At 30.6% G+C, this 14229-nt stretch carries 7 protein-coding genes; all 7 read right to left on the bottom strand.

All coding sequences use genetic code 11. The annotated features are described in order from the left end of the window. Nucleotides 1-1226 precede the first annotated feature (1226 nt). Entirely contained in the window at nt 1227-1481 is a 255-nt protein-coding gene (locus tag LI_RS06985) for a hypothetical protein (protein ID WP_143470716.1), read from the bottom strand. Between the two features lie 454 nt (nt 1482-1935). Continuing rightward, nucleotides 1936-4320 carry an autotransporter outer membrane beta-barrel domain-containing protein gene (locus tag LI_RS06990; protein ID WP_231850158.1) on the bottom strand — a complete coding sequence of 795 codons (2385 nt, stop codon included), beginning with the start codon at nt 4318-4320 and terminating at the stop codon, nt 1936-1938. Nucleotides 4321-4660: 340 nt separating this feature from the next. Beyond that, nucleotides 4661-6610, bottom strand: a complete 1950-nt coding sequence (locus LI_RS06995; protein ID WP_223604243.1) for a hypothetical protein — start codon at nt 6608-6610, stop codon at nt 4661-4663. Between the two features lie 223 nt (nt 6611-6833). Next, nucleotides 6834-8657, bottom strand: a complete 1824-nt coding sequence (locus tag LI_RS07000; RefSeq protein WP_223604241.1) for an autotransporter outer membrane beta-barrel domain-containing protein — start codon at nt 8655-8657, stop codon at nt 6834-6836. A 416-nt stretch (nt 8658-9073) separates the two neighbouring features. Continuing rightward, nucleotides 9074-10027 carry an autotransporter domain-containing protein gene (locus tag LI_RS07005; protein WP_172633681.1) on the bottom strand — a complete coding sequence of 318 codons (954 nt, stop codon included), beginning with the start codon at nt 10025-10027 and terminating at the stop codon, nt 9074-9076. A gap of 131 nt (nt 10028-10158) precedes the next feature. Further along, nucleotides 10159-10923 carry a hypothetical protein gene (locus LI_RS07010; RefSeq protein ID WP_011527364.1) on the bottom strand — a complete coding sequence of 255 codons (765 nt, stop codon included), beginning with the start codon at nt 10921-10923 and terminating at the stop codon, nt 10159-10161. A gap of 1075 nt (nt 10924-11998) precedes the next feature. After that, nucleotides 11999-14218 carry an autotransporter outer membrane beta-barrel domain-containing protein gene (locus tag LI_RS07015; protein ID WP_223604234.1) on the bottom strand — a complete coding sequence of 740 codons (2220 nt, stop codon included), beginning with the start codon at nt 14216-14218 and terminating at the stop codon, nt 11999-12001. Nucleotides 14219-14229: the final 11 nt, after the last annotated feature.

The following is a 14229-nucleotide window of genomic DNA, read 5'->3' on the forward strand; positions in this document are numbered from 1 at the left end:
TTTTATGATTTGTTGTAATCTATGAATGAAGAAAGGTGAAACATTTACTTTCAAATCTAGATGGAGACCAAGATTGTTCTCCCATAGTTTCTCTTTATAAATATTAATTGTACAAGGAAGCATCCCACTTGTTTTACTATATGTATTCAAACCTACTTATGCAAGTATATTTTCTACCTAAGAGATAAATAAAACTTTTTTAAAATAGGTGTGTTATATCCTAGCCTGACAAGTACACCATATAATGTAATTTCTGATATTACTTATATTTTTTATACCCCCATCCACAACTTCCTATAATATATCCTGTTACTCCCTTTGCTTTTAGATTATATACCATTACTTCTGAAAACACATGACCTAATAATTAGAATGTGAAAACTAAAAAATAGTATTTCAGCTATTTTAGCCTGTTTACGTATCTGTCTTTTATAACAACTAATATGTATTCCAAACTGGCTCCATAATAAAACCAACTTAACCTGCACAAACTTTATGCTCTAGCCCTAAGGAATACATATCAATAATTCTAAACAGATATGTATTATTCAAGTATCTTTTATTGTACAATAACTCTTTTACATTTTGCTGAGATAATCCATTAAATTTTTTTATTCTGAAATAACTGCTGTAGAAGACATACTCCCTTCAAATTACATTTCTTTTCTTACTGCATACTTATTTATTGTACTATTAAGTCCATTGATGATCCTTTAATCTGCTTTAATTCTCCTTGAAAGACTCCTTGAAAATTTTGTAGTAAACTTAACTGAGCCTCATGAATAAATAAAAACTATGCAGATGAACCACCAGGCAAAGATACATTTTCTGCTAACTGAGTAGCAATTTTCAGTGGACGGTTTTTAAGTAGTAGTTTTTTCTCAGTAACGTCAGGTTGGTGGTATTTTTATGATGCATTAGCTTTACCCTGAATTAATAGCTGTTCTTCCATCAGGAGGGAAAAATCCTTGCTCAATTTGCTCTAAAGGAGATTGTTCTTCTTCAATTGGTATAAATATCGTTTACTCTCTATGCTTAAAAAAAGAAAATAAAGAGGAAACATATTGTATAACACTAACCTATTGTGACTTAGAGGATACCTATTGTTCCTCCTATTGAAACGATTGCTCTTGAGACACTTGTAAACTTTCTGTTTGTACTACCTAAGATAGTTGTTCTTGTTCTTCTAATACAAGTTGTGGTGACTCAAAACATATTTGGTCTATTTATTGAAGACGAAGCAATAGTTCACTTTCTTCACCTTCAAGAAGAGGCATTTCAATAAATGAGGTCGGAGACAAACTTTCTATTTCGCCTAATGATAAATATAATAAAATTTCTGTAGCCTCTTCTAATCCTTTTTCATCCCACTGTGTATCAGAAAATTGGATAAACGAAAAATCAATATTATAAAAATGTAATCTTTTTTCTTCAACAGCACTAGAAGATTGTCCTTGATTCACTGACGTCTGTTCACTCACTTCCAACTTATCTAGAGTTGTTTTTACATCTTGTAATGTTACATTATCTTCAGGATGCTCCTGAGATAGACTTAATTCTTTAGTTCTTTATAACCCTCCTTCTGAAAAAACTATAAAGGAGAAGGAGGAAGTTGGAGGAGGCTCTAAACACACTCTCTTAGCAGCCAAAGTACAACTTCTTCTATTTCTTTTCCGTTGAACTTTAATATCTCTATGTTCTTTATTATCATGATAACTCTTTAATTCTTTATTCTGTCTTAGTTATTTCTGCTTCAAAAGAAACAATGCATTTAAAAATAATAGTGTTATAAAATAAAAATTTTACATCTAGTTATTAAAAAAAAGAAAGTATCTCTTATAAGAGATACTTTCTTTTTACTATATCTAACTAAATGAATAATAGTATCTAAATTCTAAAAAGTAATAGATTAACTAATTATAACTATTGCATATTTTAGAATAAATACTGAAAATGAAGTCTCATTTGACCAGCATCTAATTTTTGATCTTTTTTGAATCGTAAACTTCCATGTAAGTCTACCTTACAAAAATCTGTCACATTCATTTCATATAATGTACCACATTCGCTATAGAAAGATTTCTTCTTATTTCCTGGAACAGATGTCTTATAAAGCAGTAATGGAGATGCTAATGGCATAGATGTAATATTACTTGTGGTATGCTGGACAGTACCACCTGCAACCCATGTTTGTAATATAGCTTTATCTGTAATTTTCATAGAAGTTCGCAGACCTATAGTTTTTTCCTGAAACTTCTCTGTGTAACCACTAATCACACATGGTAAAGAGCCTGAATCTTCCCTATATTGATTCCATTTTACAACTATATGTGTGGCTTCAATATATGGGACACAACTAACTTTCTTTGAAAGAGGAAAGGTATATCCAAGCTGACCTAAAACTCCACTTAACTGGACATCAGGACTCCCTTTTGTCCTCATTTCTTTTCCAGCCTGCATAACCTGACGAGTATTTTTCATTTGACCCCAATTATGACAACCTGAAAGATATCCTGTAAGTCCTTTTTCTTCAGAGTTCCAAGCTACAACTGCAGAAAATCCATCTAGTTCCATATTAGCTTTTGCTGATCCAAAAGACGTACCTAATTGTGCTCCATGATATTCTTTACCATGGTTCTTATGACGATTGTATGTCAAACCAATACTAACATTTGATATAGGGTTCATTAATAGACCGACTTTTCCTGAGGATACTTTATTCTCCTGATTAGCAAGATAGCTATCTGTATATCCAAAAAAATGACAAGTATTTAAAAACGATAATAGGTTACTTGAATCACTCATAACCTTTTTAACAGACCTTTCTTTTCCACATAAGGACATACACGCTTTTTTACTTTCTTTTGCAATTAGTGAGCTTGTTTTTTTATCCTTTGTTTCAGCCTGATATAAACTTGTTTTTAAAACAAGTGTCTTTAAATTAGCTGACATTTGCTCCACTGCTCCAAACAAGACACATTGTAATCCTTTTAAAGAGCCATATTGTGACTCATGATTATAGCCTGGTATAAGCATCGATGACATATCACCCCTGGAAGATGGACTACCTGGAGATTTAGGTGGTGAAGAAGAACTTTGCTTTAGACGCTTAACTACTGGCGATAATGACTCATCATCTGAGCTATCTGAAGACGAACTTGGAGCAGGCCGTTTAGTAGTTAAAGGACCCTGAACTTCTTCGCCTATCACCTCTCCTTCTTCTAGCGTATCACTATCTACTCCTGATGGATGCTCTGATGGAGATTTTACTGACTCTTCTAAATCAGAACCTGAACCTTCTTCTGCAATAAGAACAGATGGTGTTGGGCTTGATAAGTATCCTTCAATAGAAGAACAACTGCTTCCATCCTCGTCCTCTTCTTGAATTGTGGGTAACCCTCTACTAGAACCAACTACACCTGTTTGGGAAACTTCACTTAAAGAAGATGATTGTTGTTGTTGTTGCTGTAAGAAAAATTGAGAACGTTGCTCTTGGGATACATACTCATCTCTCCATATGTCACCCTCTTCTCCCTCAAGAGGCGGCATAGAATCATCTGAACCTTCGTCCTCTCTACTTAATGGTGAACAAGGACTTTTATTTTCCTCTCCATGAGGAGGAGATATAATTACAGAGCTACGACTTGTTGATGACTGTGATTGTGCTTCCTGACCCAGTAAGGCTTCTTGAAATAAAGCTGCAACTTGTTGGGCTTCTAGCTTTTCAATTTCTACTTTCTGAATCTGATGTTGAGCCATCTTCACCATGCTTTGTAAAAATTGAACTTGACGTACTGCACAAGTTTTTAATTTATCCATCTGCTGTTGATGTCTTTTTCTTTCTTGCTGTAATTTTTCTTTTAACTTTTTAACTTTTTTTTTCAAATTGCTAATAACCTCTTGTTGCATTTGTTCTTCAGAGGATGTTATTATAACTTCCTGTACCTCTTCACTTTCCGAAAGAAAAAACATCTCTGATGTACCTAATGCTGCACTTGTAGAAGATGTACTAGACTCAGAACTTTGGCTAGATGATTGTGATGAGTCTTCACCAGTTTGTACTGCCTTATCTATAAATTCTTTAGAAGAACTACTTTCCTCTTGAAGAGGAAACACCTGCTCTTTTACATTTGATGTCTCTTGTTCCCATAGTAATAAAAATTGATTACGACTATCACTACCAGGATTTCCTTCCTCTTCCTCAGAAGAAGAGGAACTTTCTTCTGACTGTTGTTCTACTGAACTATCTGAATTTGTAGATAGTTGGCGTGTAGGTTTTACTGAAAAAGAATACTCATAATTAAATAAAATGTAACACATACATAGTAATATTATTATACAGTAGTTTTTACATTTTTTAGGGAATAATGATAAATAGTTATGAGTATGTTCATATATATTATGTATAATGTTATATTGATGTGATAAATCCATTTTTTATTCCCAACTAAATAAAAATTTTTATGTAAAGCATAATTTATATTATATAAAAAGAAAAAAATTTCTTTATATTTAAAAAAGAATAGTATAAACAAGAATACTTCTATCTTATTACTATAATATAGAATTTTATTCGTCTTTTATAAGATTAAATTATTCAATATAAATAAATGACTAAAGAAAAAAATATTTTTATACATACTAATATAGTATACTTATATTAAAACGTGTACAAAAAGTTACACTGTGTTTGTATATAAAAAATATTTTTCATATTATGTAATGTAAAACAATTCCTTGCATGTATAGTGAGCACATCATTAATAGTGTACTCAAAAGAGATACCAGTTTCACTATAGATATCGTTTTTTTTGTAACCTTGTAGATATGATTTATACAGAGGTTTAGATTGTAGCAGCGATGATATATTTAATATATTTAGGTTCTGTTGTCTATAATTTTTTTCAAACCAAAACTGAATTGAAGAAAAATCTTTAATTTTACTGTAAAGACAAAGACCTATAACATGATCATATACACTTTCTTTATGTTTATCTGATAGATAGAAAAACGGACTTAATTCTTTATAGTAACTATTTGATGTTCCTACTACATATGATGAGCCAATATATGGCATTAGAGAATGTTCAGATCCTAAAGGTATCTTGTACCCTAACTGAGCTAATACTCCACTAAACCTGACTGGTATACTTTTTTTCTTGGTTATATTAAATGGCATTGATTGTATGGTATGCATTTGCCCCCAGTAATGAGCACCCATGACACAACCTGTTAGACCACACTTATTTTTACCCCAAGAAAGTGTAGCAAGCAGTCCTTTTATCTGTACTTTTGCTGCTATAGATGAAAGTATACCATTGTGTATTTTAGAATTATACTTGTTATGATCATACCCTAAACCAAGAGTTATGTTTGAAATTGTATTTGAAACATAACTTCTCTTTCTAGTTTGTGGTCTTGTTGATATACAGAAAGGACAATCCTTCATCATTCCAAGCATAGACTGCATCCTCTTATCACTTAAGGGTATGTTTGGGATTACTGTAACCCCCTTATCTTTTTTTATGCGTCCTGTACTTGTTCTTTCAAGAGTATTAAAAAACTTCTCATCTATATGGTTAGATAATTTATCAGATAGATTATTTGTTATTGTTGTTGCTAACTGCTTAAGCTCTATTGGAAATCGAGCTAACATATCATGAAAAACATATTGTACTCCCAATAGAGGTTCCAATTGTAAAACTTTTTTATAGATAGCAACTAAAGAAGATGTTCTATCCTTCGATGACTGAATATTACGTGGGAACAAATATACAGACCTTGAACTTTGAGGGTATGGCTGTGACTCTTCATCAGAAGCTTCACTTGATGCATCATAGTCCGATGATTGTCCTATCTGTCTTTGTACTAATTGTTGAGGAGATAGCTTTGCTTCTTCGTCAGAAGAACTACTTAAATCTGTTTCTAAACAACGCTTACGCAAACTAGACTCTCTTTTTTTGGGTGGATCCTTTAATATTACTTCTTGTAGTATAGAATTTCCCATTCTTATTTCTTTATTAGGGAATGGTGGTAGAGGATGCCCTTGTTGTCGAGCTTGTTCAATCTTCTCCACAAGCATTATACGAAATCTTAACATAAGGTGCTCATTGAAAATACTATTATATATAAACTGTTGACTATTTAGTATACGTTGAAGATGGTCATTATTTAATGCTATAATTTCTGATATTCCTTCTTGTTGACCTACTATTAACTGCATTTCTTCTATTGCTACAATATTTGCTTGCAACTCTTGCATTCTACTTGTTATTGATTGTAAGATGTATGTTAATTGTCCTGTTAATCTTTGTTGGTTCACCTTCATACGTTGTATTTCTTCATAGTTAAATGAATCTTCTCCCTCTCTACTTATTGTATTTAAGTAAAGATCTATCATACTATTTTGCGTAGTTAAACTTTCTAAATATGATGTTTGTAATTCGTCAAAATATAGAAAATTCATATTTAATAAGTTTTTTATATTTATATATTCTTGTTGTGCTTGTATAAATTCACTAGCTATATTTTGTTGTTCTTGATGTGTTATTCTAGTGCTAGATACACTCTTCTCATTAACCTTTGCTATACTACTACAAGTATATAACATAGATAATAACTGTGCTAAAAAAAATATATAATACTTTTTATGTATATATCTATATAAAAAAATTTTATTTGATGTATGTAAAAAATACAGTATACAATTTTTTAAAATTGACATAGTAGTAGACATTTTATAATTTTTACTTAGAGTTAATTAGGGAATATATAATTATGAAAAACTATAGTAATGTATAGAATAGTTTTACTATAATCATTATATAATAATATTAATAGACATATTGAAAAGAACATTGGATATTTTGAGTATGTAATGTATTATTAGTATAGTTGAATATACTATTTAAACTCATACACATTTTATCAGAAAGTTTCATTGAATAAGACATACCAAGTTCATTTTTTATGAACCGCTTTTCTAATACTGGTAAAGTCATTTTATACACAGGGATAGAAAAAAGTAATGATGTTGCTTTCAGCTTAGTTGTATTTGAACGACCAAAAATTTTTGAAATCCAAGCTTGTATGTTAGATTGTGGATTTATATTCCAATATCCACGTAATCCAACACTTCTTTCCCATAACGCTTCTTTATAATTACTAATATTACTAGACACTACTCCATAATGTTCCTTATAATTTTTCCATCCCAAAGTAACAAGCATACCTTCCACATAAGGAGTAAGTCTAATAGGTGATGAAATCTGTATATTATATCCTAATTGAAAAAGTCCCCCATTCAATTCAATATCTGGCTTACTATTAACACTGATTTTCTCTCCTACAAAAGGAACATATCGTGTATTGGGCATATACCCCCAACCATAACAACCTATAGCTTGTCCCATCAATCCTGTCTGCTCTGCATTCCATGAAGCAGCCAAAGAAAGAATATTTGTTGTTGTTTTTGCCTTAGCTGAACCAAAAGAGTTATGTCGTACTTTAAGCATTCTATTTTCTAAAAAATCATATGATACTCCAAGCTGTAACCCTGTTACAGGAAAAACAATAACCCCTGCCTGGATTGCATGTGGCTTATACTCTAAATTTTTATAATAACCTTCAACTGAAGAAAACATATGATAAGGAGCAGATAAGTGAGATAATAATGACAACTGTGGTAATGATAAATCAGATATCTTCTTTTCTTTTTTTCTAAAAATATCACTATGAAAAAAATGAGGTATATTACATTTTGTTTCATGTATGCAAAAGGTATTTCTCAAAGACCACATTTTTAAAATACTCGAGACTTGTGTAATTGCATTCCCAAAGATACATTGTAACTCCTGGAGAGAACTAACATTACCCAATATATCGTAACCTGAAACAAAAGCTGCACTCCCTTCCCCTAGACTAAAATTCGCCATTGAAGCTGAAGCACCTCCTGAAGGCGGTGGTGGTTTAGGTCCTTGGTCTTTTCCTTTTAATATAACTGAACGTAGTCCATTTTCTGATTCTAATAGTAACATCAATGCCTTTTCTAAATTACTTTGCAACTCCTGCACTAATTCTACATTTTTTATATGCCCTCCTGCACAAGAGGAAATTTTACTTTTCAAATCATCAAGAGCAGCTTCTAATTGTGGTATTTGATGTTGTGCATTACTTAATCTTTGTTGTATTGCCTCTAATAAATAAGGTATTCTAACATATTGAGGTATTGTCATTACCATGGATAGAATAAGTTGTTGTGTGGACTGCAACTTTTCTGTAACAGACTCTTCAAGCGCAAGTAAATTTGTTATTACATTATGTCTATCATGGATATATTTCTGTTGGTTTTGTTTAATTTGATTTATTTTTACTTCATATTTATAAGTATTACTTAATAAATTATTTAAACTATGAATATGTTTTGAAACATCTATTCCATTCTTAATATCGTTAGTTGCTGTTTGTAATAATCTTCTTACCATACTAGACTCATTAATTAACATATTAAATATATCGTTCTGTACTATAGTAAATGTTTCTATATAGCTTTCAGTCATTCTTAATATTGCATCTGATGTATCTACTCTTATATGAGCTTCATACATATATTGTATTAAATTATTTAGTGATGTTGAAATAGATTGTAATTGTTTCATACACCAATTAAATTCATCATATGTATCTCTTTTACCTATATCTTCAGAATACGAATTTTTATAATAACATAAAAATAAAAGTATAAAAATAATTGTAATTAATCTAAAATAGTTCTTTTTAATAGAAAAAAATTTACTATTTATAGTATGTATGTATGTATACACGTATCTTTCCTTTAATGTAAAAGAATATATAAATTTACTGTTACATATATATAACGTTATATAACATTTTATATAATTTTTTCATTATTTAACTCTATGTACTATGAAATTTTTATATATAAAAATAAAAACAGTAATTTATCATATCTAATGATGTATACTGATAAAGTAATCAAAAGTTACTATTTATATGAAATTTTTACATGTAAATACTATGTTTATACAGTATATGTTATAAAAATTATATAGAATTAATACATATATTGTAAAGAAACTCTCATAGTTTTATCTGTAGGTTTTTGAATATGCGAAAAAATTATAATACTATAAAGTCCAATAGTACATAAGTCTGATACATACACTTCATAATTAATACCTAATTCCGCATGTTCATAATTTTTTCTCTTTAGTGGTACAGTAGTATGATAACTATAATCAGAAAATAAAGTATCAGAATGCAGTTTACCTATATTATATTGACCTAAAACACCTGCAATCCATAGTTGAAGTTGTGTCTTACTAGAAGGAGTATAGCTATGTCGTAAACCTACACTTTTCTCACAAGAAGTTTCTCTATAGTCACTAACTTTACAACGGACAGGGCCTATTGACTCATGATATGCATTCCAAGCAACTGTTGTAAGCATTCCTTCAATATAGGGAGTAATCGTCATTACATTTGATATTGGGAAATTATATCCTATTTGTAAAAGCCCACCACTAAGATTAATTCTAGGCATCCCTTTAGAACTAGCTTTTCCCCTACCATGTATGAAATAACGTGTATTATTTATATCTCCCCATCCACAACATCCTGTAATGTGTCCTGTAAATCCCACGCCATTTGTATTCCAACTAAAAATAGAAGAAAAAATATGTATTGTTGAACGTGTCTTTGTTACTAGAGTAGAATCTTCTTTATATTTCCTAGGGATTTCATGAACATAGTCATAACCTACTCCCATAGTAAACTTTTCTGTAGGACACATAACAAATCCTATTTGTGCTGAGCAAAGTTTGTCCTCACCATTTGAACTATATTTATCTGTTGAACTAAATCCCTGGAATGGAATAAACACATCTAAAGATGGCTGAGATGATGAAACAGGCTGCTCAATAGCTGTCTTACAAAAGCGCAGCTTAGGAGAAGTAACAATAGTATTAAGCTCTCTTTCAGCATAATTTTGCTTTAAAGATATAGCCATAGTTTTTAATGATAGCATTCTTAGTAGATTTGAAGCTTGATTAAGCGTATTTCCTAGAGAACATTGTAATCCTTGAAGAGCACAAAAGTTACTTTCAACATCATAAGCTGTGAAAGACGCCGAAGCACTTCCTAAAGAAGACCCTTCAAGTGAGCCAACCCCCCCCCCCCTGGAGATGATGGTGGTGGTGACGGGGGACGTGAAGTTTGATGACTACTATTTCCTGTAACAATAAGATAGCATTCAGCTACAATCTCTTCCAGTTGCTTGTTTTTCTCTTCAACCTGGCTAGCCTTGTTCTCAACAACAGTATACAAAGCCTGTAAGCAAGAACGAAGTCTCTTTCTTTTTTCTATACCATTCCATACTGCTACTGACTTCTGATTTATCAATGTCACTTGTTGTTGTAGCACACTATTAGTATATGGTTGAGGTGGTTGTATGCTAAAGTTTAAAGTTTCTTCTTCTACCCGTTCTAAAGTACTGCCTATAAGTTCTAGCTGATCTACTGCCAAGTGTTCGCTATCTCTCACTTGAAATTGATGAAAATTAACTCGTTGCAATTGTAATAGAATCTGCCTATGTATCCTTGCTCTATCTTTTCCCTGGGAATAAACTTTAAGAATTGTTTTATATGCTGATTGTAGTATCTTGTCTAAATCTTTAGGTTTCATCTGACGTGCACTTAGTATAGTTGACCGTATTCCTTGTATTTCTGTAGTCTGCTCTTCTAATCTTCTTAATGTTTCTGTGCATTGACGAGATGTTTCTCCCAGTCCCTTTAAATCATCATCCATTCGTGCACTTAAAGATTCCTGAATTGACAATATTTCTTGTGCTTGCTGATTAGAAGATTCTAGTAAATTCTTCATTTTAAGAAATTTTTGATATTTCATTTGTTGTTTAAGACTTATACTGTCATCAGCAAATGTTTCTTTTACATTAAAAATAGAAAATAATAAGAATATAGTTATTATTTGTAATAAACTATATGTATATTTTTTTCAAAAATATTTTTTATATGTAAAAAAAAGTACAACATATTTTTGCAACATAATATAGTACATATTCTAACTAATAATATATATATATAATTTTATTATAAAAAGATAAATTATGTATTTTTATCATTAAGTAAATTACTTTTAAAAGTAACTATATTTAAACAATTAAATAGTATACTTTTTATTAAATATTATTAATTTACATATAGCATGTTAATATATATATATTAATATAATGATATATATATATAATAACTATTAATTTTATAATTTAAGTGTGTTAATATATAGATTTTATATGGAAAATAATATAATTTAAAATAGTTATTGATCTATATCAAAATCTATTTCTTTTTAATAAGAGCTTATTAGTATAAGCTTTAAACACTATAATTTATATACATATAAAATAACAGTTTTTTTAAATTTTTAAATTACAAAAAAATATTATATAAACATATAAGTATAGTTTATCTATATTATGTATGTATAAAAATAACTATATTATATAGTTTATATTTATAACGTACTAAAAAACATATGAATACTACATTTTAATAGAATTTTACTTCATTAATATTAGATATAAATATACTATTATAGTAGTATATAGTTAACTTCATAAATAGCTTTTCTATATTTAGAATAAATTCTATATTGAACATATCTTCCCTATGTAAGAAGAATATGAATTCTAATGGAATAAAGAAATAAAACTAAAAAGATAGATCCAGTTATAACTAAAGATATAATCAAAAAAAATAGACAAAAAATAGATACAATACAAATATAAAAATGTAATGTGTAATAAAAATATTTAGTTACGGACTACAAAATTTATTTATGTATTGATTAAGAAATGTTATAATCTATTTATCTTTAGTTCCAGAAGAGATTATATATTCTTTATATTATAAGACATAACTTGTTTTATCTTTTATAACAAGAGATATTTTTTTAACAACAGTTAATAAACGTATCTTATTGTAAAACTTGTATAACTAGTAACATCTTTTATGCTTTTAGTTACCCTTAACTTACTATAAAGCTCCATAGATAATGTATCCATTACATTTGACTCATAAGAAATCCCTGCCTCCCTATGGATATATTGCTTCTTATAACCAGGAATAGATATTTTATTCCTATAGTCAGATAAACTAAGTGGTTTAGAAGCTATTTCACCTGTATTATGATTTGTAAAAATATGAGAACCCCAAAACTGTAGCTGGGAATTATCTGTAATTTTCCATTGATTACGCAAACCTATACTTTTCTCACAAACATGAACTTTATGTCCACTCACTTTACAAGGAATAAGACCTGTATGTTCTTCATATGGATCCCATGCTACTGCTAATCTCATATATTCAACATATGGAATAAGAAAATAATTTTTTCCTAGTAAAACGTTATATCCTAGCTGAATAAATCCACCACTCATATGTATACTTGAAATACCTTTAGAAACACTTTCGTTATCAAAAAAATGTATTGTACGAATATTTGTTATTTTCCCCCACCCATAACAACCTGCTAAATGACCTGAAAAACCTTGATGTTCTTTATTCCATGTCACTGTTGCTAAAATGTTATCTGTTTCTATCTGAGCTTTTGCAGAACCATCTACTGAGTCTAGTACAACTCCATAGAAATTTTGAGTTTTCTTTTTGTTATTACTATACAATAAAGATAAACAGAGTCCATCGATAGGTGTTGTAAAAACCCCTGCTTGTCTTGAAGAAATAGTAGTCTCTAAATTAGATATACGACTATCCATAGATGCAATAACATGCCATTGCTGCGAAAAAAATAATGAATTATTCACAGAAGTTGGACGTATTTCATTATCTGTTGAGTGACTTCTTCCTATTCCTCCTTTAATTTTAGTCTGTTTTTTACTTTGAAAAGTATGAGGTTGTAACTGATTGTCGTCCTTACAACAAACACCTAAAACATTAATGGATCTAATAATAGATAGTCGTAATTGTGTTGCTAACTGATCCTCTAAACTCATTAACGTACTTTGTAATCCTTGAAGAGAACTGACTTGTCCATATGTGTAATATGGCATAAGCATAGAAGAACTCCCTGGAGGAGAGCCTCTATCAGAAGGTGGTGGAGTATGAGTTAGCTTCCTACGTTTTGTTGGCGGTGATGACCTTTGAGACTCACCATCTGATGTTGAAGATTCATCGCCAGAGGTTAAACACTCATCATCTAATATCTCCTCATCACTGCTAGAAAGCTCTTCTTGACATTCTAAAGTCACTCCTGAACTAGATAGATCCTCTACTGAAGGTGAAGGCTGTAAAGTTGAGACAATCTCAGAAGATGGTCCTGGCTGAGGCTCTTGATTTAGTACATTTTGGGGAGGATCATCTCCTAAAGGAGACAATGGTTCCGGAAGAGGATCTCCAAAATCTGGGAATTGAAAAGTCTGCTGTGGCAATGGTGGTGGTGATGGTGGTGGATCAGGTAAAAGTGGTAATTCAAGCACTTGTGGTGTAAGTATAGGTATAGGAGGATCAGGATTACCTTCTACACGCGCTTTCAGTACTTCAATTCGATACCTAAGTAGTTTTTGTTTATTCCCCAAGAAAATATTTTTATTTTTATGTCGTGATATAGCTACTTCCATTTTTCGTGCAGTTCTTTGTTGATTTGCTGTATGTAACACCTTATTTTCAATGGAAGCCACAATTTCTTCTGGTACACTTACTACTTTACCCTCATTATTAGTAGGTAACCCTGGTTGACACTCTATTACTGCATTAGATAAACGCTCCCTAGTCTGACGATGCAGTACTTTTGTATGTTCACTAGCTGTTTCCCATATTTTAAGACATCTTTCTACTTCTCTATTACACCCTTCAGCTTCGTCCAGTAGAAGATATATGTCACGAAGACTGCTTTCGACATCTACTAAAAGCACAGGTTGTGTTCGCTGTATCACCTCTAATCTTAAAAGGTTGGCTTCTATAGTTGTAATTTTATTTTCCTGAGTAGAAGTATATATATTTAATGGTGTCATTGTAACTACAATATCTGAACGAAGCTCATCAAACTCATTTACTTGTAATTTGTTATGTAAAATCAGTTTACTCTTCCTATCACTATTTTTATCTTCATAGCCTATACGAGCATTATGAGATAACGATACTTGAGAACTTATTATTACATACAAAAAAATAAATG

It is taken from the genome of Lawsonia intracellularis PHE/MN1-00 (genome assembly GCF_000055945.1).
GTDB lineage: Bacteria > Desulfobacterota > Desulfovibrionia > Desulfovibrionales > Desulfovibrionaceae > Bilophila > Bilophila intracellularis.